Below are 25,573 nucleotides of genomic sequence, written 5' to 3'. Positions count from 1 at the left end.
CCATTAGCTCAGTTGGTAGAGCATCTGACTTTTAATCAGAGGGTCGAAGGTTCGAATCCTTCATGGCTCACCATTTTTAATTTAATGCGGGTGTAGTTTAGTGGTAAAACAAGAGCCTTCCAAGCTCTGGTCGAGAGTTCGATTCTCTTCACCCGCTTTTTATGGGCCTATAGCTCAGCTGGTTAGAGCGCACGCCTGATAAGCGTGAGGTCGATGGTTCGAGTCCATTTAGGCCCACCATAATTATTCCGCAGTAGCTCAGTGGTAGAGCTATCGGCTGTTAACCGATCGGTCGTAGGTTCGAGTCCTACCTGCGGAGCCATATTATAGAGAAGTACCCAAGTGGCTCAAGGGGCTCCCCTGCTAAGGGAGTAGATCGCGAACGCGGTGCGAGGGTTCGAATCCCTTCTTCTCTGCCAGATTTTGGCCCGTTGGTCAAGTGGTTAAGACACCGCCCTTTCACGGCGGTAACACGGGTTCGAATCCCGTACGGGTCATACTAAAAGAGATAGCATAATCTGCTATCTCTTTTTTGTTGTATAAAAGTAGACTTTGAATAGTCTGCTTTTTTTTATAGATTTTTGTATACTTTTTTCTATTTGAATCGTCTAACTAATAGAAAGGAGAGAGTGATGGAGTATGAAAAGGTCATTATAGAAACATCAAAAAGTATTTATAGGTATTTGCTTAAAATTGGAGTAACACCAGCGGAAGCAGAGGATATCGTTCAAGATACGATACATAAAGCATTATTATCTATACCGAACATGAAAATTACTTATATAAAAACATGGTTATTTCAAGTTGCGATTAATAGGCACCGTGATTTAGCAAGAAGACAAAAGCGTATTGAAGAGATCCCGATTGAATCTGTTCAATTAATTGGATCAAAAGGATTAGATGAACCGATTTTAAGAAAAGAGCTTCAAGTAGAAATACAAAGCATACTTGGAAAGATGAATCCAGCATATAAACATATTCTTTTATTAAAGTATGACTATGAACTCTCATATAAGGAAATAGCAACCGTATTAGAGATGAAAGAAGAGACAGTGCGTGTTTCATTGTATATAGGGCTCGCAATGAGTTTAAAAAGCTTTATAGGAGGTTTGAAGATGGGCAGAGATGAATTTGATTTTGATATAGAATCGAGTAAAGTCTCAATGATGTTGAAAAAGGCGAAGAGAAGACAATTATTCAAAATAATATTAATTTCTACTTTACTTTTTATTGTTTTATTCATTGGTTTTATAATAGGAATTTCACAATTGAACAATAGAGCTTACTTAGCGATGGATCGTGATTTAAATATGATTAGACAAATTACAAGGCCTAATACGGAAAGAGGTGTAGCAATTACTTCTAACGGTTTATTTAAAAGCACAGTAGAGTATAAAACGTATAAAGTTATTGAAGGGAAACCTGTTAAGTGGGAGGATGAAGTGTACGAGTATAAAGTTTGGAATACATTTCGTCGATTATCGAATGTAAACCCGTTAACAATATCAGATAATGTTGTAATGGGTAATGAGCGTATTAATAGGGCAAGTGAATTGTATAACAATCAAACGATGGAAAGAGAAATGCAGTTTTATCTGCCATTTGCTTCATATAATAGTTATATAAATGATATAGAGAAAGTTAATTGTGAAAATAAGGTAGCTGAAATGGCTATATCTTTTGATAAACCATATAAAGTGTCTGAAATAAAAAAGATGTTGCCAGAAGGAGTGCATCCTGTTTGGTATTGGGTGGACACATATTATGATAAAAAATCATATTATTTAGATGACGTCACTGAAAGTGCTTATGAGGTGTACGGTTTTAAAGCAAAGTCAGGTGATATTGAATTTGGTAATGGAAAGGAAAAAGATTTTCTTTTAGCAATTCAAAACGGTTTAGATCAAAAGGGAAAGTATTATGAGGAATATAAACGTATATATGACTACCTGAAAGGGAAGAAAACAAAACCAAGTGAGGAAGATGTAAAAGTTATTGGTGTTGTTGTGACAGGAACGGGTGCGGATTTACAAAAATTTAAAAATCAAAATTACGTAAAAGCTGCTGTATTAGGGGCTACTGCGGAAAATAGATAATATAGAAGAAGCTGTCTTTCAATAGGGGATCTATTGGAGGCAGCTTTTTTATGGTGTTATCGTTGTCGAGTTTTGTCGGTAAATCGATATATTGCAAAAATCACTGATATAATTTGAGTTATGGTCGATATATTCAGAAAATCGCCGATATAATTTCACTTGCCGATAAAAAAATAAGAAAAACCCGTTCACAATCTAAGCAAAACACCTAAATTGGTATGGATTCCACACCTGTTCCAGTAACTTTACACTCTATGTGAAAAAGTTCACAATTAGGTCATAATTTGTGAAGTAATTCACAATAATCCATGCTACAATATGAATGTAAAGAAGTTAAACAACATTAAATTAGTATTTTAATTAATTACTTAAACAATAATAAAAAATAGATGTAAACAATTGGAAGGGGAAATTACCATGAAAAAAGGTATCAATCGTGTAGTATTAGTAGGAACAGGAGCTGTAGGTTGTAGTTACGCTTACTCAATGATCAACCAAGGTGTAGCTGAAGAATTCGTACTAGTAGATGTTAATGAAGCAAAAGCAGAAGGAGAAGCAATGGACTTAAGCCATGCGGTACCATTCTCTCCAGCACCAACAAAAGTTTGGAGCGGTAGCTATGCAGATTGTAAAGATGCAGATTTAGTAGTTATCACTGCTGGATTACCACAAAAGCCAGGCGAAACTCGTTTAGACTTAGTTGAGAAAAATACAAAGATCTTTAAACAAATCGTTCGCGGTATTATGGATAGCGGATTCGATGGAATCTTCTTAATTGCAACTAACCCAGTTGATATTTTAACTTACGTAACTTGGAAAGAATCTGGTTTACCGAAAGAGCGCGTAATCGGTTCTGGTACTACTTTAGACTCTGCTCGTTTCCGTTACATGTTAGGTGACTACTTAGATGTAGATCCACGTAACGTTCATGCTTACATCGTTGGTGAGCACGGTGACACTGAACTTCCAGTATGGAGCCACGCTACTGTAGGTGTACAAAAACTAGAAACAATCTTAGCGAACAACGAACAGTATAACCAAGAAGATTTAGATAAAATCTTTGAAAATGTACGCGATGCAGCTTACCACATTATTGAACGTAAAGGCGCAACTTACTACGGAATCGGTATGTCACTACTTCGTGTAACTAAAGCGATCTTAAGCAACGAGAACAGCGTATTAACTGTATCTGCATACCTTGAAGGTCAATATGGTGAGAAAGATGCTTACGTAGGTGTTCCAGCTGTTATTAACCGCGAAGGTGTACGTGAAATCGTAGAACTTGAATTAAACGAAGAAGAAAAAGTGAAATTCGCTCATTCTGTAAAAGTATTAAAAGAAACAATGGCACCAGTACTTTAATAATTGATAAATAATTCAGAGGTGGGAAACTGCTTCCTCCTTCTGGATTTATATATAATTGAATATAAATTCCTTTTCCGGTTTCCCTTGTATATCCCCAATATACCCCTTTTGCTGGATAAGGGTCGTTTATAGAAAAAGCACTCTATTTTTAAATAGAGTGCTTTTGTGCGTTATCCCACTATTTGCGAGCAGAGTTTCACTGTATTCTTTAGGAGTTAACCTTGTGGAAATTTTTCCTAAACGCCATTCATCTCCCGCATACTCATTGGACCATGTCCTACCTATTCCTTGAGGTGGGAGTTTTCCGTCGGGAAATGATAAAATTTGTGACAAAAAATGTTGAGAAATATTTTTAAACAATAGATTATTTCGCTTGTATTTTACGTGGAAAGAGCGTGAAATACAGAGAGAAACCAATAAAATAAATATTGAGCAACAATGAAAGGCGAGAAATAGTAAGGGAAATGAAGCGCTTGCAATGAATATTCGTCAAAATTCGATATTTTATATGGAAATTCGAAAAAAATTAAATATTTTTAAGGAAAAAACGTATATTTTTTTAAAAACAACAAGGATATTTCAGTTTTTTGCAGAAATGGTTAAAATGTTAAAAATTTCTGTCATCTTAGTGAGGTGAACATATTGGATGTAATAAATTGTGAAGAAGTGAAACGAGATGAGTTTCATACAGAAAAGTACTATGACAGTTATAACATCTTTGGGGCACATATTGTGACGGAAGATGGGATGCGAGGTGTACGATTCACAGTATGGGCTCCTCATGCGAAAGCAATGAGTGTTGTTGGGGATTTTAATGAATGGGATTATGAGCAACATAAGATGCTACAAGTGACAGAAGAGGGGATTTGGTCCTTGTTTGCACCGCATATTGAAGAGAATGATATATATAAGTATGCGATTGAAACAATGGATGGTGACGTTATTTTAAAAGCGGATCCTTATGCAGTATATGCAGAAGTAAGACCAAATACGGCATCTGTAGTTTTTGATATAGAGGGATATGAATGGAATGATAAAAACTGGATTCGTAAGAGAAAGAAAAAATCGATTTATAAAGAAGCGATGACAGTTTATGAATTACATTTCGGTTCTTGGAAAAAGAAAGAGGATGGCGCTCTGTATTCTTACAGAGAAATGGCCGAGGAGCTCATTCCGTATGTGGTGGAACATCAATTTACACATATTGAAATTATGCCGCTTGTTGAGCATCCATATGATCGTTCTTGGGGATATCAAGGAACAGGATATTATGCAGCGACAAGTAGATTCGGCACGCCACATGATTTGATGTATTTTGTCGATGAATGTCATAAATATGGAATCGGTGTCATTTTAGATTGGGTGCCGGGGCATTTTTGTAAAGATGCTCACGGTTTATATTTGTTTGATGGGACACCGACTTATGAATATAAAGATATAGATGTACAAGAAAACCAGGTATGGGGAACTGTTAATTTTGATTTAGGAAAGAGGGAAGTACGTAATTTCTTAATTTCAAATGCGTTATTTTGGATGAGGTATTTCCATATTGATGGGTTCAGAGTAGATGCAGTTGCGAATATGCTGTATTGGAATAAAGAAGGACAAGAGCAAAGTAATGAACACGCTGTTTCTTTCTTACGAGAGTTAAATGAAGCTGTGTTTGCAGAAGATGAAGAGTTTCTTATGACAGCGGAGGATTCAACAGCTTGGCCACTTGTAACAGCTCCAACATACGAGGGTGGACTTGGATTCAATTATAAATGGAATATGGGTTGGATGAATGACGTGCTGAAATATATGGAATGTGCGCCAGAGTACCGGAAATACATTCATGAGAAAATGACATTCTCTTTAATATATGCTCACTCTGAAAACTTCATATTGCCGCTTTCTCATGATGAAGTCGTTCATGGGAAAAAGTCGTTATTAAATAAAATGCCGGGAGATTACTGGGATAAGTTTGCTCAGCTTCGTTTATTATATGGATATTTCTTTACTCATCCAGGTAAGAAATTACTCTTTATGGGTGGAGAATTCGGGCAATTTGATGAGTGGAAAGACCTTGAAGATTTAGATTGGAATTTACATGATTTTGAAATGCATCGTAATATGCATGATTACTTTAAAGAGCTCATAGCATTGTATAAGCGCTCAAAACCACTTTGGCAGTTAGATCACTCGCCTGAAGGATTTCAGTGGATTGATGCTAATAATAATGAGCAAAGTATTTTCTCGTTTATCCGCCAAGGGGATAAGCAGGAAGATGCGTTAGTTGTCGTATGTAATTTTACGAAAGCTACATATGAAAACTATAAAGTAGGTGTACCGGATTTCGAGTACTATAACGAAATTTTAAACAGTGACTCGGCACAATATGGCGGATCGGGGCAAGTGAATAAGAAACGTCTCAAGACGATTCTAGAGCCATATCATAATCAAGCGGCACATGTAGAAATTACAATTCCACCATTTGGCGTATCCATATTACGACCAGTGAAGACGAGAAAGGGGAGCAAAAAACAAGATGGCTCAAAAACAAAAGTGCGTAGCAATGTTACTAGCAGGGGGAAAAGGTAGTCGTTTAAGTGCATTAACAAAAAATTTAGCCAAACCAGCTGTTCCATTTGGTGGTAAATATCGCATTATTGATTTTACGTTAAGTAACTGTGCAAACTCCGGTATTGAAACGGTGGGGATTTTAACACAATATCAACCGTTAGAACTTCATAATTATATTGGAATCGGAAATGCTTGGGATCTTGATCGTGTAAACGGTGGAGTCACTGTGTTACCTCCTTATGCGGAGTCTTCAGGTGTGAAGTGGTATACAGGTACGGCAAGTGCTATTTATCAAAACTTAAACTATTTAAGTCAGTATGAACCAGAATATGTCCTTATTTTATCAGGCGATCATATTTATAAAATGGATTACAGCAAAATGCTAGATTACCATATTGAGAAAGAAGCGGACGTTTCGATTTCTGTTATTGAAGTGCCGTGGGATGAAGCAAGTCGCTTTGGCATCATGAATACAAATGAAGAGATGGAAGTTGTTGAATTTGAGGAGAAACCGCAATTTCCAAGAAGTAATCTTGCATCAATGGGAATTTATATTTTTAACTGGGCTATTTTAAAAGAATATTTAGAGATGGATGCAAGAAACCCTGAATCTAGTAATGACTTCGGAAAAGATGTACTTCCGCTCTTGTTAGATGAAGGGAAGAAGTTGATGGCGTATCCATTTGAAGGATATTGGAAAGATGTTGGAACGGTGAAAAGCTTATGGGAAGCGAATATGGATTTACTTCGCGATGAAACATCGCTGAATTTAAACGATCGTAATTGGCGCATTTATTCTGTAAATCCAAACGAGCCACCTCAATATATTGCACAGCAGGCAAAAGTAGAAGAGTCACTTATTAATGAAGGGTGCGTCATTGAAGGGGACGTGAAGCATTCTGTTTTATTCCAAGGAGTGACGGTGGAAGAAGGTAGTATGGTAATCGATTCTGTCGTTATGCCGGGGGCAAAGATTGGTAAAAACGTTGTGATTGAAAGAGCGATCGTTGGATCGGAAATGGTTATTGAAGATGGGACAATAATTCGTCCAGAAAAAAATGTTGATGATGTAGTACTAATTGCTGAAGGAAAATAGAAAAGGGGGATGAAATGAATGGGAGAAAAAATGTTAGGAATTATTAATGCAACGGGAAGTTTTCCTTCCTTAAAGAAAGTAACAGGGCATCGTTCATTAGCGGCGTTACCGTTTGGAGGCCGTTATCGCCTCATTGATTTCATGCTTTCAAATATGGTGAATTCTAATATTCATAGCGTGGCGGTTTTTACAAGTCATAAAAATCGTTCTTTAATGGATCATGTCGGTTCAGGAAAACAGTGGGATTTAGATAGAAAGCGTGATGGACTGTTTTTATTCCCACCAAACTGCCAATGTGATCATGACGAATTTGGATCTTTTGCACATTTTAGAAGACATATTGATTATTTTCTAAGAAGCAGAGAAGAATATGTTGTTATTACGAATAGCCATCTTGTAACAGCGTTAAACTTTCAAGCGGTGTTAGAGCGACATATACATACGTCTGCAGATATTACTGAAGTTTGTCATGAAGGGGTTTCGCTTCAAACATATGTGTTAAAGAAACAATTATTGCTAGACTTATTTGAGACATATAAAGATGTGGAGCAATACAGTTTATTTGATGTAGTGAGAGAAAAGAGCGGGAAATCACTGCATATTACTACGTACGAACATACTGGATATGTAGCTATTATTGATTCTATTGAAAGTTACTATAAACATAGCCTAGAAATTTTGCAGCCTTCTATTTGGAAGCAATTATTTAAGAAAGAAGCACCAATCTTTACGAAAGTAAAAGATGAGCCACCAACTCGTTATATGAAGGGTGCAGTAGTGAAAAATACGATGATTGCAAACGGCAGTATTATTGAGGGTGAAGTAGAAAATAGTGTTGTCTCCCGTTCTGTTAAAATTGGAAAAGGTTCAATTGTTCGTAATAGTATTATTATGCAAAAGAGCCAAATTGGAGATAATTGCATAATAGACGGTGTTATTATTGATAAAGACGTGAAACTTGGTGACGGTGTTGTACTAAAAGGAAACGCCGATGAGCCATATGTTGTAGAAAAAGGAAGCATTCAAAACAGTACGATTAATAGTTATTCTTAAAAGAATCAGTGGGGGTTTTTCCTCCACTGATTAAAGCATTCATTCAAATGAAAACTCGAAGGGAGGAAGCTGCAAGGGAAGTCGTATAAGCTTTTCGTGCAGTGGGACAACAAGTGAATATTTTATTTGCAGTATCAGAATGTGTACCATTTGTTAAATCGGGAGGATTAGCTGATGTAGCAGGTGCGCTCCCAAAAGAGCTGAAAAAATTAGGTGTGGACGTTCGTATTATACTTCCAAATTATAGTCTTATTCCGCAAAAATTAAGGGATGGATGTACGTTACATAAAGTAATTAACGTCCCGCTTGGGTGGAGAAATCAATATTGCGGAATTTTAAAAGGTGAGCAAGACGGGATTACGTATTACTTAATAGATAATGAATATTATTTTAAGAGAGATTCTCTATATGGTCATTATGATGACGGAGAGCGTTTTTCTTATTTTTCGAAAGCAGTTTTAGAGTGTATTCCGCATCTTGATTTCGAAGTGGATGTTCTCCATAGCCACGATTGGCATACAGCTATGGTGAATTTCTTACTGCGTGAAAAGTATCAAGATAATCCATTATATGAGCATATTAAAACGGTGTATACGATTCATAATTTGCAGTTCCAAGGTGTATTTCCTCCTGAAGTGATGTACGACTTGTTAGAACTTGGTGATGAATATTTTCATAGTGAGCAGCTAGAGTTTTATGGAAATGTGAACTTTATGAAGGGCGGAATTATCGCTTCTGATCAAATTACAGCAGTTAGCCCGACATACAAAGAGGAAATTCAATATGAGTTTTTCGGTGAGAAGTTAGATGGGTTGTTACGAAAAAATAATGGTAAGCTTAGCGGCATCGTAAATGGAATTGATACGAGCGTATATAATCCAGAAACAGATTCGTATATTACTGCTCAGTATGATGCAGAGTCATTAGAGGAAAAGAATGAAAATAAACGCGCCTTGCAGCGTTATTTTGGTTTGCCAGAAAAAGAAGATACACCAATTATTTCGATGGTAACGAGATTAACGAAGCAAAAAGGTCTTGATTTAGTACGTACTGTATTCCGCGAAATAATGGAGGAAGATGTGCAATGTATTATTTTAGGATCAGGTGATTCTGAATATGAACAATTCTTTGAGTGGATGGCATACGAGTATCCTGAGAAGGTAAAAGTGTATATCGGATTTAATGAAGAGCTAGCCCACCAAGTGTATGCGGGAAGTGATTTATTCTTAATGCCATCACTATTTGAACCGTGTGGACTTGGACAACTTATCGCATTAGCGTACGGTACAATTCCGATTGTAAGAGAGACAGGCGGATTAAATGATACTGTACAATCTTATGACGAAGAAACTGGAGAAGGAAATGGTTTCAGTTTCACGAACTTTAATGCGCATGACATGTTGCACACGGTTCTTCGTGCGATTGAATTTTATCATGATAAACCGGTATGGGAGCAGCTTGTAAAACAAGCGATGACTGAAGATTATAGCTGGGAGAAATCAGCTCTTGCCTATAAGAAATTGTATAAAAGTCTCATGGAATAACATGTAGGTGGTGAAGAAATGTTTACTCATGTTGAAAGTTTCAAATCAGCTTTTCTAGAAAAGTTAGAGACGATGTATGGTAAAAGTTTTAAAGACTCTACAACTCGTGATCAATACAATACGCTTGGGTACATGGTACGTGAGTATATGAATAGTCAATGGATTGCAACGAACGAAAGTTATCGGTCTGGAGAGCAAAAGCAAATGTATTACTTATCCATTGAGTTTTTACTTGGGCGTTTGCTTGGAAGTAACATATTAAATTTAGGCATCAGGGATGTATGTGAGCAAGGACTTTCTGAGCTTGGGATTTCTTTGCAACAATTAGAAGAGGTGGAAGCAGATGCAGGTCTTGGAAATGGTGGACTTGGACGATTAGCAGCCTGTTTCCTTGATTCACTTGCATCTTTAAACTTACCAGGTCATGGCTGTGGAATTCGTTACAAACATGGCTTATTTGATCAAAAAATTGTTGATGGTTATCAAGTTGAATTTCCAGAACAGTGGCTTCTTCATGAAAACGTATGGGAAGTAAGAAGGCATGATCAAGCTGTAGAAGTAAGTTATTTCGGCAATGTTGAACCGCTATACATTGATGGGCGTTTAGAGTTCAGGCATACGAATGCAGAAGTGATTATGGCAGTACCATATGACGTTCCAGTAGTAGGTTATGAGACGAGTACTGTAAATACACTCAGACTTTGGAATGCTGAACCAGTTCCTTTCCCGCAAAATTGCAAAGATATTTTGAAATATAAGCGTGAAACAGAGGCTGTATCGGAGTTTTTATATCCAGATGATACGCATGAAGAGGGGAAAATACTTCGTTTGAAGCAACAGTATTTCCTCGTATCAGCAAGTTTGCAAAATATCGTTCGTATGCATAGAGAAAGATATGGTGACCTTCGTCAATTGCATGAGAAAATCGCGATTCATATTAATGATACACATCCAGTTTTGGCGATTCCAGAACTAATGCGTATTTTATTAGATGAAGAAAAACTAGCATGGGAAGAAGCTTGGCACATAACATCGCAAACGATTTCTTATACGAATCATACGACGTTATCAGAAGCGCTTGAGAAGTGGCCAATTCACATTTTTAAACCGTTATTACCGAGAATTTATATGATTATTGAAGAGATTAATGAACGTTTCTGTCATGAACTTTGGGAACGTTATCCATATGAATGGCATCGTATTGAAGAGATGGCGATTATTGCGCATGATCTTGTGAAAATGGCTCATTTAGCAATTGTCGGTAGCCATAGCGTAAATGGTGTAGCAAAAATTCATACGGAAATTTTAAAGCAACGTGAAATGCGATTGTTTTATGAGTTTTATCCAGATAAGTTTAATAATAAAACGAATGGAATCGCTCATAGACGTTGGTTAATGAAGGCGAATCCGCAGCTGACAAACCTGATTTCAGAGGCGATTGGAACAGAGTGGAAGAAAGAACCGATTAAGCTTCAAGCGCTGCAAACAGTTCAACACGATGCGAGTTTCCAAGAGAAATTTGCAGAGGTAAAACAAGAGCGTAAAGAGATTTTAGCGGAGCGTATTCATAATAAAATGGGGATTACAATTGATCCTAATTCTATTTTTGATGTGCAAGTAAAAAGACTACATGCTTACAAACGACAACTATTAAACGTTCTTCATATTTTATATTTGTATAACCGTTTGAAAGAGGATGCTAGTTTTACATTTTATCCGCGTACTTTTATCTTTGGAGCGAAAGCATCACCTGGCTATTACTATGCGAAAAAAATTATTAAATTAATCAATGAACTCGCAAGGAAAGTAAATAATGATCCGTACGTAAGCCAATATATGAAAGTTATCTTTCTAGAAAACTATCGAGTGTCTTTAGCGGAAGATATATTCCCAGCTGCGGATGTGAGTGAGCAAATTTCAACTGCGAGTAAAGAAGCATCAGGAACAGGGAATATGAAATTTATGATGAATGGTGCGATTACACTCGGAACGTTAGACGGAGCTAATGTTGAAATAAAAGACCGGGTCGGTGATGATAACTGTTTCATTTTTGGCTTAACAGCGGAAGAGGTTCTTCATTACTATCAAAATGGTGGATATCGTGCAAGTGATTATTATCACCACAATATGCATATTAAAAAAGTAGTAGATCAGTTAACGAATGGTTTCTTTGCACATTCGGGAGCTGAATTTGAAGCGATTTATGATTCTCTCGTAATTCAAAATGATGAATACTTCGTTCTGCGAGATTTTGGTCCATATGCGGAAAGGCAAGAAGCTGTTGGTAGAGCCTATGAGAACCGAACGAAGTGGTTAGAAATGTCGATTTTAAATATTGCACAGTCTGGTCATTTTGCGAGTGATCGAACGATTTTACAGTATAGTAATGAGATTTGGAGTATTGGTAATGCGGTTACACAGTATTAAGTGAAAGTCCCTTCAAAAGGGACTTTTATTCATGGAGACAAAGTGTAAAAATGAATTATACGTATAGGGATGCTAAAGTGTATTCACTTTTAAAAGAGGAATATAATTGCTAAAAAACGAGCTTAATCTCATTAAGCTCGTTTTTCCGTTTTTGCTTAAGAAAGAAATGGGATGGCAGTATACATGATACCTGTTCCACCATATTCTCCAGTCGCAAAGTATGAAAATGTAAAGAAACCCGTAAACGTAAAAATTACAATGAGAAAAAGTACAAAGATAAATTTTAGCATGTAAGGTCCCCTTATCCAAAAAATAATTTCATATATTATTATAGTATAAGGATATTTAATTTCCAATTGTTTACTGGTTAAAAATGAGAAGTCAGACATGTTTTGTATGTTGTCATGGCATGATTATTTGTAATAGATTTTGTGTTTTTTGTAAATGTCATGTTGTGATGAACATGTGCATATTCCCAGTCTTGGTCATTAAAATGGACATTACGCGGAGGGAGAAGAGGAACGACATCAAATAGATTAACGAAGCGAAAGCTACTAGCTACTTGTAGTTTATAATAATTACGAAATGCAATATCGCCCACTTTGGGAGAGGCAAATGTATAAAGACCGTACTGTGCGAAGGCGGTGTTGATACGCGCATCGAGTATATGTAGTGTGGCGAGCGCGCCGCCTAAGCTATGGCCTGTTGCAAGAAGTTTCTTATGGGCTGGTAATGACACGAGCATATCCATAATAGAATCCCGGCAAGATTCATAAATTGAAAGAAAGCCGTTATGAACATTTCCGCTATTTAAAGCGTATGGGTATGGTCTTTGGTTGACGAGTGAATCGATAATCCAATCTGTATCTGTTTGTGTGCCCCTAAAAGCTACAATAATCGTATCTTCAGATTCTAATATGAACCCAAACCATTCCATCGTTTGAATCGCTTTTCCTTGAAAGCCTTGTACATATTGGAATCCATCAGGTATTTCAAAAATCCCATTTTGTTTATATTGTTCATACGTTAAATCACAACAAGATGCTAACAATATGGCAGTATCTTTATCAAAGGATAAAGGAGTACGCATCAAGCAAGCCCTCCTTAAGAAAAGGTATAGTTCAATATATGCAGTGAGGGACTTGATTCATTCTTTTGAAAAAAGGCTTGAACCTACAGTTACGCGAGGGAGTATGATTTTTGTAAACATATTGTTAGGAGGAGTGTAGGATGAGCAAAAAGGAAGGCTATTCAATTGGTGAGTTTTCAAAGAGAACAGGCACATCAATACGGACACTACAGTATTACGATGGAATTGGATTGCTTAAACCTGAAAAAAATATGAGTTCAGGACACCGTGTATATAAAGATAGAGATATGTTAGCGCTCCAAAAAATAGTGAGTCTTAAAGTATTAGGATATAGTTTAGAAGAAATTCGTGTCATGCTCAATGTGAAAAGTTTGAATATAAGCTTAAAAGAAACATTACAAAATCAAAGAGTAGCTTTTGAAGAAAAGAAAAAACAAATTGAAGTTTCGATAACAGCAATTGAAAGAACGATAATATGTCTTGAAGAAGAAGAGCAGGTAGATAGTGACATATTAATGAGTCTAATTAACAGTATTCAAAAAGAAAACGAACAACGCTTAAGGCTGGAAGAATATATACCGAAGGAAATGGTTGATGGATTATATAATAAGCCTGAAGCAGAGATGATAGAACTAGATAAAGAGTTTGTACGCTTATCAAAAGAAGTAAAAAGGCTATTTGGAAAACATGTTGATGATCCAGAAGTACAAAAGCTTGCCAATCAGCATATGAAGGCAACCCTTAAGTATGTCGGAGAAGAAACGATGTATTCTTTAAGTGAAGAAATAGAGGATATAGAAGAACAATATAATAAGATAATGCCCTCTCCTTATACAGTGGAGGAAGAGTTATGGCTTAATGAAGTGATGGAATATTATATGATTAAAAATGATCTATACAGTCCAAAAGAAACAGATAGTTCCCTATGAAGGGGACTATCTGTTTTTAGTGTTTTACTCTTTCCCATCTAAAAGGCGACCAAGTCCACCTAATACACTACCTTCACCAGTACTTTGCGCTGCTGGGCTTGTAAGGCGTGCTGCTAAGCGGCTAAGTGTTAAGGACTGAATCCAAACAGTTCCAGGACCTTCTAACGTTGCGAAGAATAAACCTTCACCGCCAAATAGAGCTGTTTTTACTTTTCCAACGAATTGAACATCGTAGTTAACGTCTTTTGTCATTGCAACGAGACAACCTGTATCAATGCGAAGTTTCTCACCAGGTTTTAATTCACGCTTATATACCGTTCCGCCTGCATGCATGAAAGCTAGACCATCACCTTCAAGTTTCTGCATGATGAAACCTTCACCACCGAAGAAGCCAGTTCCTATTTTTTTAGTAAACTCAATTCCGATAGAAACACCTTTTGCGGCACAAAGAAATGCATCTTTTTGGCAGACTACTTTTCCTTGATATTCTGTTAAATCAACAGGGATAATTTTTCCAGGATAAGGAGCGGCGAATGATACGTGTCGTTTGCCATGACCTGTATTTGTAAATACAGTCATAAACATACTTTCACCTGTAACGAGACGTTTACCTGCGCCCATTAATTTACCGAATAAACCGCTAGATGGTCCAGAACCATCACCGAAGATTGTTTCCATTTCGATATGATCTTCCATCATCATCATTGCACCAGCTTCTGCGATAACGCTCTCTTCTGGGTCTAATTCAATTTCAACGAACTGCATGTCGTCGCCATATAATTTATACTCGATTTCGTGTGCTTGCATTTTTTTCACCTCATAGTATGTAATAATCATATTGTACAGAAATTAAAAGGATTAGAGAACTGTAGTTTTGTTAATTTTCAAATAAAAAAGCGAAATAAGAATCCATTATTATATTAAAATTATAAAAAAGTGATGAGTTGAAAGTGTTCTCATTTGACGTTTTTGATATAGCATGATATAGTGAAAACACTATTGAGCTACATAATGTGGTACGGAAATAAAGCACGTTGTATTAAAGGCTGTAAGCTTGTTATACATTCATGTCCTTTATATCCACCTTTTCATGTGGATTCATAGTTTCATTTTTATTTAGGAGGTACATGACATGCAAACAGGTAAAGTAAAATGGTTTAACGGCGAAAAAGGTTTTGGCTTCATCGAAGTTGAAGGCGGAGAAGACGTATTCGTACATTTCTCAGCTATTCAAGGCGACGGCTTCAAAACTTTAGAAGAAGGTCAAGAAGTTTCTTTCGAAATCGTTGATGGAAACCGCGGACCACAAGCAGCTAACGTTACAAAAAACTAATTAGCTAGCGAAAAAAAGCATTCCGAATTTCGGAATGCTTTTTTTATGCTTTAGAACCAGACTCATCTGAAGATAATTCACCTTTAAAGGTGCGTTCTTCAAAGTCATCAAGCAATTGTTCATATTCTTCATGTTCTTCTGTTGCAAAAACTTGCGGGTTTTTTCCATACATATCAGTTCCAATAAAATTTTCGAAATCCTCTACATACCCAACATTTTCTTCACTATTTACGTACATTCCATTATAGTTTTTTGAATCCTGTCTTTCTAAATCGGATGGTGTTTCTGATGTTCCATAATTTGCGACGTCTTGCCAAGCATCTTCAGCATCGTACTCTACAGAATGATCTTCGTCGTGCTTGTGAAAAGAAGGATTTAGCACTTCTTCCTCAACTGGGCGCGCCTTCATATCTAATTTATTTGTAGTGTGCTGAATACACGTTGTAGCAGTTGGCATTGCTTCTAATCTTTCAAATGGAATTTCCTTACCAGACACTTCGCAAATTCCGTACGTTCCAGCTTCAATTTTTTGCAGGGCATGTTTCGTATCTTCTAGCTGTTTATGCCAAAATTCGATGAGCCCGAAATCTTTCTCACGTTCGTACAATTCTGTTGCCATATCACCTGGATGGTTGTCATAGCTAGATAATTCTCCTACTGAATCACGTTCAGATGCACGGTCTTCATTTTCATGAGTTTGTATCGTTTGTTCAATTTCTTGCTGTTGTTTTTCTAAACTCGATTTAAATTGATTTATTTGTTGTGGAGTTAACATAGTCGTCCACCTTCCTACAATTCAGTTTCTTTACATAGTATGAGCGTTGAGAGTAGGAATTATGAGATGAATTTCAGCCGGGAAGTCGGTATATGAAAAAAGGAGCCGCATAAGCAGCTCCTTTCTATAGGAAGTATCCAAGCAATAATCCGATTCCCATTAGGAAACCGAAAATTGTATTTGTTTTTGCTGTTGAAATCATCGCAGGTACCATTTCCATTGGAATACTTTTGCCGATAAAGCCTTTCGTCGCTTTAAATGCTTTCGGTGCACTTAAGAATACGATAAGCATCCATGGTGATACGATGTTAACGATGATTAAAGCGATTGTCCAAATGTAGGCAACGATAAACATAGAAGCAAGTACACCAACGGCTCTTTCGCGTCCAACGAGAATCGCTAACGTTTTACGACCATTTTCTTTATCACCATCTAAATCACGAATATTGTTAGATAGTAAAATTGCACCAATTAAAATGGCGCTTGGAATAGATAATAAAATCACTTCTGATGTTACTGCCCCTGTTTGGATAAAGAATGAAATACCAATAATAATGACACCCATAAATAATCCTGCTGTCAGCTCTCCAAATGGTGTGTACGCAATTGGAATGGGGCCACCAGTGTAAAGGTAAGCAACGGCCATACAAACAAGACCGATTGCAGCAAGCCACCAGCTAGAGTTCATACAAATATAAACACCTAATAGCGTTGCGATGCCTAAAAATCCGAATGCTAAGTTAAGCACGGTTTTTGGTTTAATGCCATCGCGGACGATAGCACCTCCGATTCCAACTGAACCTTCATGATCGAGTCCTCTTTTATAATCAAAGTATTCATTAAACATGTTCGTTGCTGCTTGAATGAGAAGGCAAGCAAGAAGCATCATAAAGAAAAGAGGAAGATGTATTTGATTTATACCTCCGACCTGCATTGCAAAAGCTGTTCCGATGAAAACAGGAACGAAAGCTGCTGTTAATGTATGGGGACGTAATAAACTCCACCAAATTCGCCAGCCTGTTTGTTTACTTGGCTTTGGCGCCGTAGGAGAGGAATTCGTTTCGACGTTCATTTCCATGTTGAATCCTCCTTGGTCACATATTGTACACAATTAAGTGTAGAAAAAGCATCATTTAGTGTCAACGTTTATTTTCTAGGAAGAGAAGGTGAATTTCTCAGAAATGCTAAACGTTGACAGGCCTTTCCTTTGAGGTGTATCTTAAAATCAAGCGTAATTATGACTATTTTTCGCCCATAGGGGGGAGACAATTGTGATTCAAACGAAACGAAAAGGCTTACAAGAAGTTCTTGTTACAGCTATTAAGCGTGCGACTGATGAAAAAACATTAGTTAGTTTTGTAAAACAAATAGATTGGGTGAATCCACTTCTGTTTTATGCAGCAGGAAAAAGGATCGCATTCGAAAATAGATGTTATTTTGCAGACCCAGCTCAGCATGTAATATTTGCTGGAATTGGCTCTGTTTTCACTATAGCAAATTCTTCTCACAAACGCTTTCAAACTGCTCGTGACGAGTGGGATAAAGTAAAAGAGAAAGCATTCGTACAAAGAGAAGGATACGAATTTGGAACAGGTCCTCTTTTATTTGGTGGATTTTCATTTGACCAAGAAAAAGAAAAAACGAATCTTTGGAAAGAATTTGATGATACCACATTTTCACTACCAGCATTTTTATTAACTGTAAAAAATGAAAAGGCGTGGTTAACGATTAATCAGTTCGTTTCAGCTGAAGATTGTGCAGAAACTCTTTATAACGAAATTATTTCTGTAGAAGAGAGAATTTTACAAGAGAGTAAATGTGCACTAGTAGGATCAAAATTAACAGTTACTTCTAAAGTAGAAGTTGATCCGAGTGGCTGGATGAACGCGATTGGAAAAGTGCAAGATGAAATGAAGCAAGGGAACGTGCAGAAGGTTGTATTAGCAAGGGAGCTAAGATTAACGATGGATCAGCATATTGATTCCGTTCTTGTTTTAGAAGCGCTTCGCATTGGGCAACCGGATTGTTACGTATTTTCTTTTGATTATAAAGGAGCATGCTTCTTAGGGGCGACACCTGAACGATTGATTCGAAAAGAAGGCGAGAAGTTCACATCGATGTGCCTTGCTGGTTCAATTGGTCATGGCAATTCTATAGAAGAAAGTAAACAAAATGGTGAGACGCTTCTTCATGATGAAAAGAATTTGGCTGAACACGGTTATGTAGTTAACATGATTCGAGGTGTGCTAAGTGAGCATTGCGAATCTGTTAATATTCCGGAGAGCCCAGGCTTATTAACGACGAAAAATTTAATCCATTTATATACGCCAGTAGAAGCAAAAGGTGATGCAAGTCTTTTAACGATGGTAGAAGAATTACATCCAACACCAGCTCTTGGTGGTACACCTCGTCATGAGGCGTTGAAATTAATCCGTGATGTAGAGCTTTTAGATAGAGGATTATATGGTGCACCAATTGGCTTTATAGATGATGAAGGAAATGGTGAATTTGCGGTTGCACTTCGCTGCGGATTATTAAATGGCGAGAAGGCATCCTTATTTGCCGGCTGTGGTATCGTAATTGATTCAGTAGCGCAGCTTGAATATGAAGAAACAAGTTTGAAGTTTAGACCGATGCTTGGTGCTTTGGAGGAATTAATGAAATGAACAATCATATAGAAGCATTATCATATTATTTAGGCGCGTTCGTGGACGAACTGACGCGTCTAAATGTATGTGATGTTGTCATTAGTCCTGGCTCACGGTCAACGCCGATTGCCTTACTAATGGAACAACATGAAGGAATGAAAACATATTTACATGTAGACGAAAGATCAGCAGGATTTTTTGCGCTCGGTATTGCGAAAGCAAAAAAACGTCCTGTTGCGCTATTATGTACGTCAGGGACGGCAGCAGCGAACTATTATCCAGCTGTATGTGAAGCGTTTCATTCACGAGTGCCGCTTATCGTATTAACAGCGGATAGACCGCATGAATTAAGAGATGTGGGTGCACCACAGGCGATGAATCAATTTAATTTATACGGTACTTTTGTGAAGCAATTTACAGAGATGGCACTTCCTGAAGCGAGTGAAGCAATGTATCATTACGCTCGAATGACAACGCAGCGTACGATAGCAAGCGCACTTCTAGCGCCGCAAGGACCTGTTCATCTTAATTTTCCAGTTCGCGAGCCGCTTATACCGGATTTCTCATTAGAAAGTTTATGGGATAAAGGGCGTGGTGAATATACAGGAGTAGTTCAGCAAGGGAACGTGACGATGCCGAGTGAATATGTAGATTCTCTTGTAGGGCGCCTTTCACATATGGAAAAGGGGCTTATTATTTGTGGAGACGGCAGTCATCCAGAAATAACAGAAGTTGTTATGAAAGTAGCTGAGAAAACAGGGTATCCAATTTTAGCAGATCCACTTTCTAACCTCCGTAGTGGTAATCATGATAAAACGATGGTTATAGATTGTTACGATACATTTTTACGAAATGAATTGTTAAAAGAAACGTGGAAGCCGAATGTTTTAATTCGTTTCGGCGGAATGCCTGTCTCTAAAGCATTAACGCAGTTTATCAAAAAACAAACGAAAGCTGTTCATATCGTTGTTGATGAATCTGGACAATGGAGAGATCCAGCTCTAGTTGCGACAGAAGTTGTACAAGCTAGTGACATTGAATTTTGCAGAGCATTACTAGAGAAAATGCCAGTTATGAAAAAGAATGATTGGTTTGGAATGTGGAAACATATAAACGAGAAAACGAGAGAAACACTTCATGAGATGGAAACATATGAAACGGCATTTGAAGGAAAAGTAATTACGGATATTGTACGTGTATTACCAGAAGGGGCAACGTTATTTGCGAGTAATAGTATGCCAATTCGCGATACCGATTCATTTTTCTTCACATCGGATAAAAACATTCAAGTAATGGCGAACCGCGGTGTAAATGGTATTGATGGAATCATTTCAACAGCTTTAGGAGCGAGTATTATTTGTGATCCGCTCGTATTAGTAATCGGTGATTTATCATTTTATCACGATTTAAACGGATTGTTAGCTGCAAAATTACATGAATTAAATATAACGATTGTTGTTGTGAATAATGATGGTGGAGGTATTTTCTCATTCTTACCACAATATGAGAAAAAGGAACATTTCGAATCATTATTTGGAACACCAATTGGGCTTGATTACGAGCATGTTGTCAAAATGTATGGTGGTTCATTTAGCCGTGTAAATGGTTGGGAAAACTTCCGAGAAGAAGTACAAACTGGAACGAAAACGAATGGATTACACGTTGTGGAAATTTGTACGAATCGCGAAGAAAACTTGAAATTACATCGTGAACTATGGGCAAAAACAATGGACGTTATTACTACATCTTTGCAAGGTGAATCAAAATGAAAGTAACATTGCAAGGTGTATCGTATGAATATGAAGTAGCCGGAAGCGGGGAACCACTTCTACTTCTTCATGGTTTTACGGGAAGCATGGAAACGTGGGGTTCCTTTATTCCTTCTTGGAGCGAGCAGTTTCAAGTCATTCTAGTAGACATTATTGGACACGGGAAAACGGAAAGTCCTGAAGATGTGACGCATTATGATATTCAAAATGTGGCACTGCAAATGAAAGAACTACTGGATCATCTTCATATTGAAAATGCGCACATACTTGGCTATTCAATGGGTGGTAGACTTGCGATTACGATGGCATGCTTATATCCAGAATATGTGCGTTCGCTTCTTTTAGAAAACTGTACAGCTGGACTTGAGAGTGCAAAGGAGCGAAAAGAACGCAAGGAAAAAGATGAACGACTTGCTGATAAAATTGAGCAAGAAGGCATCCGAAGTTTTGTATCGATGTGGGGAAATATTCCGCTATTTGAAACGCAAAAACGTTTAGCGCAAAACGTAAAAGAAGCGGTGCGAAAAGAACGACTTGCTAATAATCCAAAAGGACTTGCAAATAGTCTTCGCGGCATGGGAACAGGGGCTCAGCCTTCATGGTGGAACGAATTGCAAAACCTAAAAATACCTGTCCTTTTACTGAATGGAGAAAGCGATGAAAAGTTCTTTCGCCTATTAAAAAACATCGAAAAATGCATCCCTCATGCGAAATTTGTCAAAATTGATGGGGCTGGCCATGCAATTCATGTGGAACAACCGGAAAAGTTTGATACAATAGTAAAGGGATTTCTAAAAACTATGCAGTGATACTTTTTTCAGCAAGAAGGAAGTTGCACTTATAGCGGAGATCAGAAATATAAAAGGAGGTAATAGTAATGACTATTGAATGGGTAAAAGAAGGCAATTACGAAGATATTATTTATTCAACATACAATGGCATCGCAAAGATTTCGATTAACCGCCCTGAAGTACATAATGCATTCCGTCCTAAAACGGTAATGGAGTTAATCAATGCTTTTGCACACGCTCGTGATGATGCAAATGTTGGCGTTATCATTTTAACAGGTGAAGGTGGACGTGCATTCTGTTCTGGCGGCGACCAAAAAGTTCGCGGTCATGGTGGCTATGTAGGTGACGACCAAATCCCACGTTTAAACGTATTAGACTTACAACGTCTAATTCGCGCAATCCCTAAACCGGTTATCGCAATGGTAGCAGGTTATGCAATCGGTGGTGGACACGTACTTCATATCGTATGTGACTTAACAATCGCTGCAGACAACGCTGTATTCGGACAAACAGGTCCTAAAGTAGGAAGCTTTGACGGTGGATACGGAGCTGGTTACTTAGCTCGTATGGTAGGCCACAAGAAAGCTCGCGAAATTTGGTACCTATGCCGTCAATACAGCGCACAGGAAGCGCTTGATATGGGCTTAGTAAACACAGTAGTACCATTAGAAGAGCTTGAAGCAGAAACAGTACAATGGGCACAAGAAATCTTAGCAAACAGCCCAATGGCACTTCGTTTCCTAAAAGCTGCATTCAACGCAGACACAGACGGTTTAGCTGGTATTCAACAACTAGCTGGAGACGCAACGTTATTGTACTACACAACTGACGAAGCAAAAGAAGGCCGCGACGCGTTCAAAGAAAAACGCACTCCGGACTTCGGTCAATTCCCTCGTTTCCCGTGATCAAAAGCGTAAGCAGCTCGTTCAGAATGTGAGGGGGATGGAGCTTCTGACAAAGAGGCGCTTTTTGCCTCGTAGGAAGAAGCGAAGCCACCGAACATTCTAGCTGCTGTAGCTGGATGAAACCAAAAGCGGAAGCGGCTCGCTTAGAACAAGAGGGCGTTGGAACTCCTGAAAAAGAGGCGCTTTTTGCCTCGCAGGAAGGCGTGAAACGACCGACTGTTCTAGCCGCTGTAGCTGGATGTTTCAAAGCGGAGCCGACTGTTTAGCCCCGTAGGCTAAGGTTCTTTCGCACAGAAAGTGTTTTTTACTTTCTAGTGCGGAAGGTTCTTAGACGGAAGGGGCTAGGAGGCGCAGCTGGATGTGATGAAAAGCAGAAGCAGCTCGCACACAATGTGAGACGCTCCCAAAAGATCACACCGGAAACAAAACAACTAAGAGACTTGATGTCATATCAGGTCTCTTTCTTTCATGAAAGGAGAATGAGTGATGGAGACGATGCCGAATTGGTTAATGCAACGTGCATTTTTAACACCTGATCGCACTGCAATTGAAATTGAAGAGGAGAAGGTTACTTTCGTGCAGCTGCATGAAAAAGTAGTATCTGTTTGTGAACACCTCACGCATGTAGGAGTGAAGCGGGCGCAAAAGGTGGCTGTTCTGATGAAAAATGGTATGGAGATGATTACAGTTATTCACGCCCTATCTTACATAGGTGCGGTAGCTGTGCTTTTAAATACGCGTCTTTCAAGAGAAGAGCTACTTTGGCAAATGGATGATGCGGAAGTTGTTTGTTTAGTGACGGATCAAGAGTTTGAGACGGAAAATGTTCCAGTATGTTCATTTGCTGAAGTGATGCAAGGACCGAAGGCGGAAGCATTTATACAAGAAGAATTCTCTTTAGAAGAAGCGATGACAATTATTTATACGTCAGGGACGACAGGGAAACCGAAAGGCGTTATTTTAACATATGGTAACCACTGGGCAAGTGCAGTCGGTTCTTCGCTTAATTTAGGGCTTCGTGATGATGATTGTTGGTTAGCTTGTATGCCAATGTTCCACGTTGGCGGGTTATCTCTTTTAATGAAAAATATTATGTACGGTATGCGCATTTTACTCGTTCCAAAATATGATGCTAATTTTATTCATAAAGCACTTCAAACGAGAGGTGTTACGATTATTTCTGTCGTTTCTAAAATGCTAACAGATTTATTAGAACGACTTGGAGAAGAGATATATCCATCTTCTTTACGATGCATGTTACTTGGGGGAGGACCAGCACCGAAGCCGTTATTAGAAACATGTGTGGAAAAAGGAATTCCTGTGTATCAAACGTACGGTATGACAGAAACATCATCGCAAATTTGTACGTTAACAGCAGATTACATGTTAACGAAAGTAGGATCAGCCGGAAAACCACTATTTCAGTGCCAGCTTCGTATTGAAAAAGACGGCGTAGTTGTGCCGCCCCGTGCTGAAGGAGAAATTGTAGTAAAAGGACCGAATGTAACAGGTGGCTACTTTAACCGTGAAGATGCGACGCATGAGGCGATCAGAAATGGATGGCTTCATACTGGTGACCTCGGTTATTTAGATGAAGAAGGATTTTTATACGTATTAGATCGCCGCAGTGATTTAATTATTTCTGGCGGAGAAAATATATATCCAGCTCAAATTGAAGAAGTATTGCTCTCTCATCCGGCGGTAGCAGAAGCGGGTGTTGTCGGTATGGCTGACGAAAGTTGGGGACAAGTACCAGCTGCTTTTGTTGTAAAAAGTGGAGAGGTAACAGAAGAAGAAATTCTTCGTTTTTGCGAAGAGAAATTAGCGAAATATAAAGTGCCGAAGAAAGCATGTTTCTTAGAGGAATTACCACGAAATGCTTCGAAGAAATTGTTAAGACGAGAGTTAAGACAATTAGTGGAGGAGATGTAGGTGGAAATAAAAAAAGTGACACTTTATATAACGGAAATGCCGCTCATTATCCCGTTTGCCGCGAGTTACGGAACTTACGAAAAGCGTGAAAGTATCGTCATTGAATTAGAAGATACGGATGGATACATTGGTTTTGGTGAAGTCGTTGCATTTTCTGAACCGTGGTATACGGAAGAAACGGTGAAGACAGCGCTGCATGTACTTCAGGATTTTTTATTACCAGATTTATTGAAAGCTGAAATCTCTCATCCGAATGAAGTACCGTCTTTGTTCAAACATATAAAGAGAAACCGAATGGCAAAGGCCGGAATTGAAGGTGCTGTCTGGGATTTATATGCGAAGCGTCAAAAGCAGTCGTTAGCGATATCGCTTGGCGGAAATAGGTCTGAAATTGAAGTCGGCGTTGTGATTGGGATCAATACAATTCCCGTTATGTTAAAACAAATCGAGAAGTACGCGGAAGAAGGATACGAGCGCTTTAAAGTGAAAATAAAGCCAGAACATGATTACGAATTGCTGAAAGAAATTCGTAAAGAGTTTCCGAATATCCCGTTAATGGCTGATGCAAATTCTGCTTATACATTAGCGGATACGGAGAAGTTGAAAAGGCTAGATGAATTCCAACTTATGATGATTGAACAACCGTTAGCGGATTACGATTTTCTGGATCATGCACAGTTGCAAAAGAAAATTGAAACACCGATTTGTTTAGATGAAAGCATCCATAGTTTAGAAGACGCACGTGTTGCGATTACGCTTGGCAGTTGCCGCGTCGTTAATATTAAACCAGGGCGAGTGGGCGGATTAACAGAGTCCGTTCAAATCCATAATTATTGTATGGAGCATAACATACCAGTTTGGTGCGGTGGCATGGTAGAAATGGGGATTTCACGAGCTCAAAATGTTGCACTCGCTTCATTGCCAAACTTTACGATTCCTGGAGATATATCTGCTTCTAGTAGACATTGGGAGAAGGATATTATTTCACCGGAAGTGATGCTTGAAAGCGGAAAAGTAAGGGTACCGCAAAGTATTGAACGTGAGTATGAAGTAGATCGAGGCAGGTTGGAAGAAATAACAAAGCAGCGGATTATTTTTGAGCGATGAATGGGAGCTTTTATTAGTACTGACTACCTGCAAATAGCGGGATGATTTTCTCGTTAATTTTCGGTAAGTCGATATATTTAAAAAATCGCCGATATAATTTCATTTATCAAGGTTACTCTTACGGGTAGCCTTTGATAGACTAGTTTAAAAT

The 25,573-nt window shown here is 38.1% G+C and carries 21 protein-coding genes, 5 tRNA genes and 1 pseudogene; 22 read left to right on the top strand and 5 right to left on the bottom strand.

Features of this window, described 5'->3' with window-relative positions; genetic code table 11:
- The first annotated feature begins 86 nt into the window (after positions 1 to 86).
- The 13 genes and pseudogenes from SB773_RS23765 to glgP all read left to right on the top strand — a co-directional run bounded on the left by SB773_RS23765 (position 87) and on the right by glgP (position 12,143).
- A tRNA-Gly gene (locus SB773_RS23765) sits at positions 87 to 157 on the top strand.
- A gap of 6 nt (positions 158 to 163) precedes the next feature.
- Positions 164 to 240 (top strand) — tRNA-Ile (locus tag SB773_RS23760).
- Between the two features lie 7 nt (positions 241 to 247).
- Positions 248 to 322, top strand: a tRNA-Asn gene (locus SB773_RS23755).
- A 6-nt stretch (positions 323 to 328) separates the two neighbouring features.
- Positions 329 to 419 (top strand) — tRNA-Ser (locus SB773_RS23750).
- A 6-nt stretch (positions 420 to 425) separates the two neighbouring features.
- Positions 426 to 497, top strand: a tRNA-Glu gene (locus tag SB773_RS23745).
- 135 nt (positions 498 to 632) lie between these two features.
- Positions 633 to 1,129: pseudogene (locus SB773_RS23740) on the top strand (RNA polymerase sigma factor).
- Positions 1,116 to 2,096: an anti sigma factor C-terminal domain-containing protein gene (locus SB773_RS23735; RefSeq protein ID WP_410592547.1), complete on the top strand. Its 981-nt coding sequence runs from the start codon at positions 1,116 to 1,118 to the stop codon at positions 2,094 to 2,096. The pseudogene SB773_RS23740 and the gene SB773_RS23735 overlap by 14 nt, the downstream one beginning before the upstream one ends.
- Before the next feature lie 417 nt (positions 2,097 to 2,513).
- The gene (locus SB773_RS23730) at positions 2,514 to 3,458 is read left to right on the top strand and encodes an L-lactate dehydrogenase (RefSeq protein ID WP_002089250.1); all 945 of its coding nucleotides are present in this window, start codon (positions 2,514 to 2,516) and stop codon (positions 3,456 to 3,458) included.
- 645 nt (positions 3,459 to 4,103) lie between these two features.
- A complete protein-coding gene (gene glgB, locus SB773_RS23725; protein ID WP_410592545.1) occupies positions 4,104 to 6,041 on the top strand; it encodes a 1,4-alpha-glucan branching protein GlgB in 1,938 nt (645 codons plus the stop codon).
- Positions 5,989 to 7,119 carry a glucose-1-phosphate adenylyltransferase gene (gene glgC, locus SB773_RS23720; protein WP_002089246.1) on the top strand — a complete coding sequence of 377 codons (1,131 nt, stop codon included), beginning with the start codon at positions 5,989 to 5,991 and terminating at the stop codon, positions 7,117 to 7,119. Before glgB ends, glgC begins: the two co-directional genes overlap by 53 nt.
- An 18-nt stretch (positions 7,120 to 7,137) precedes the next feature.
- Positions 7,138 to 8,172: a glucose-1-phosphate adenylyltransferase subunit GlgD gene (glgD, locus tag SB773_RS23715; protein ID WP_131247991.1), complete on the top strand. Its 1,035-nt coding sequence runs from the start codon at positions 7,138 to 7,140 to the stop codon at positions 8,170 to 8,172.
- A gap of 113 nt (positions 8,173 to 8,285) precedes the next feature.
- Positions 8,286 to 9,716 carry a glycogen synthase GlgA gene (gene glgA / locus SB773_RS23710; RefSeq protein ID WP_002203738.1) on the top strand — a complete coding sequence of 477 codons (1,431 nt, stop codon included), beginning with the start codon at positions 8,286 to 8,288 and terminating at the stop codon, positions 9,714 to 9,716.
- Between the two features lie 18 nt (positions 9,717 to 9,734).
- Positions 9,735 to 12,143, top strand: coding sequence for a glycogen phosphorylase (gene glgP / locus SB773_RS23705; protein WP_410592542.1), 2,409 nt, complete (start codon positions 9,735 to 9,737; stop codon positions 12,141 to 12,143).
- A gap of 155 nt (positions 12,144 to 12,298) precedes the next feature.
- On the opposite strand, the gene SB773_RS23700 is transcribed toward glgP, so the two are convergent.
- On the bottom strand, positions 12,299 to 12,433 hold the full coding sequence (locus SB773_RS23700; protein WP_088064687.1) for a hypothetical protein: 135 nt from the start codon (positions 12,431 to 12,433) through the stop codon (positions 12,299 to 12,301).
- A 77-nt stretch (positions 12,434 to 12,510) separates the two neighbouring features.
- Positions 12,511 to 13,233, bottom strand: a complete 723-nt coding sequence (locus SB773_RS23695; protein WP_410592539.1) for a lipase family protein — start codon at positions 13,231 to 13,233, stop codon at positions 12,511 to 12,513.
- Positions 13,234 to 13,373: 140 nt separating this feature from the next.
- Here SB773_RS23695 and SB773_RS23690 point away from each other — a divergent pair, with 140 nt between their 5' ends.
- Entirely contained in the window at positions 13,374 to 14,162 is a 789-nt protein-coding gene (locus SB773_RS23690; RefSeq protein ID WP_410592537.1) for a MerR family transcriptional regulator, read from the top strand.
- Positions 14,163 to 14,186: 24 nt separating this feature from the next.
- Here SB773_RS23690 and SB773_RS23685 read toward each other — a convergent pair whose 3' ends face one another.
- Entirely contained in the window at positions 14,187 to 14,969 is a 783-nt protein-coding gene (locus SB773_RS23685) for a TIGR00266 family protein (protein WP_002145148.1), read from the bottom strand.
- A 325-nt stretch (positions 14,970 to 15,294) separates the two neighbouring features.
- Here SB773_RS23685 and cspD point away from each other — a divergent pair, with 325 nt between their 5' ends.
- Complete coding sequence (gene cspD / locus SB773_RS23680; protein ID WP_001193051.1) at positions 15,295 to 15,495, top strand: cold-shock protein CspD; 201 nt, start codon at positions 15,295 to 15,297, stop codon at positions 15,493 to 15,495.
- Positions 15,496 to 15,538: 43 nt separating this feature from the next.
- Here cspD and SB773_RS23675 read toward each other — a convergent pair whose 3' ends face one another.
- Both SB773_RS23675 and SB773_RS23670 read right to left on the bottom strand, forming a co-directional pair.
- On the bottom strand, positions 15,539 to 16,270 hold the full coding sequence (locus tag SB773_RS23675) for a yteA family sporulation protein (protein WP_410592534.1): 732 nt from the start codon (positions 16,268 to 16,270) through the stop codon (positions 15,539 to 15,541).
- Between the two features lie 124 nt (positions 16,271 to 16,394).
- Entirely contained in the window at positions 16,395 to 17,348 is a 954-nt protein-coding gene (locus tag SB773_RS23670; RefSeq protein ID WP_113734304.1) for a 1,4-dihydroxy-2-naphthoate polyprenyltransferase, read from the bottom strand.
- Positions 17,349 to 17,541: 193 nt separating this feature from the next.
- On the opposite strand from SB773_RS23670, the gene SB773_RS23665 reads away from it, so the two are divergent.
- The 7 genes from SB773_RS23665 to menC all read left to right on the top strand — a co-directional run bounded on the left by SB773_RS23665 (position 17,542) and on the right by menC (position 25,422).
- Positions 17,542 to 18,936, top strand: a complete 1,395-nt coding sequence (locus SB773_RS23665; protein ID WP_410592532.1) for an isochorismate synthase — start codon at positions 17,542 to 17,544, stop codon at positions 18,934 to 18,936.
- The gene (menD, locus tag SB773_RS23660) at positions 18,933 to 20,687 is read left to right on the top strand and encodes a 2-succinyl-5-enolpyruvyl-6-hydroxy-3-cyclohexene-1-carboxylic-acid synthase (RefSeq protein WP_410592530.1); all 1,755 of its coding nucleotides are present in this window, start codon (positions 18,933 to 18,935) and stop codon (positions 20,685 to 20,687) included. The genes SB773_RS23665 and menD overlap by 4 nt, the downstream gene beginning before the upstream one ends.
- Positions 20,684 to 21,496, top strand: a complete 813-nt coding sequence (menH, locus tag SB773_RS23655; protein ID WP_410592528.1) for a 2-succinyl-6-hydroxy-2,4-cyclohexadiene-1-carboxylate synthase — start codon at positions 20,684 to 20,686, stop codon at positions 21,494 to 21,496. The genes menD and menH overlap by 4 nt, the downstream gene beginning before the upstream one ends.
- Before the next feature lie 68 nt (positions 21,497 to 21,564).
- Complete coding sequence (menB, locus tag SB773_RS23650; protein ID WP_305926800.1) at positions 21,565 to 22,383, top strand: 1,4-dihydroxy-2-naphthoyl-CoA synthase; 819 nt, start codon at positions 21,565 to 21,567, stop codon at positions 22,381 to 22,383.
- Positions 22,384 to 22,499: 116 nt separating this feature from the next.
- Positions 22,500 to 22,649 carry a hypothetical protein gene (locus SB773_RS23645; protein ID WP_410592525.1) on the top strand — a complete coding sequence of 50 codons (150 nt, stop codon included), beginning with the start codon at positions 22,500 to 22,502 and terminating at the stop codon, positions 22,647 to 22,649.
- Positions 22,650 to 22,869: 220 nt separating this feature from the next.
- The gene (locus tag SB773_RS23640; protein WP_113734301.1) at positions 22,870 to 24,315 is read left to right on the top strand and encodes an o-succinylbenzoate--CoA ligase; all 1,446 of its coding nucleotides are present in this window, start codon (positions 22,870 to 22,872) and stop codon (positions 24,313 to 24,315) included.
- Positions 24,316 to 25,422 (top strand): o-succinylbenzoate synthase, encoded by a 1,107-nt coding sequence (gene menC, locus SB773_RS23635; protein WP_410592523.1) that lies wholly within the window; start codon positions 24,316 to 24,318, stop codon positions 25,420 to 25,422.
- The last annotated feature ends 151 nt before the right edge of the window (positions 25,423 to 25,573 follow it).

This window comes from Bacillus sp. SIMBA_074, from assembly GCF_046534555.1.
Taxonomy (GTDB): domain Bacteria; phylum Bacillota; class Bacilli; order Bacillales; family Bacillaceae_G; genus Bacillus_A; species Bacillus_A mycoides.
Note: the sequence above shows the minus strand (reverse complement) of the source record. Positions and strands in the feature narration are given on the sequence as shown.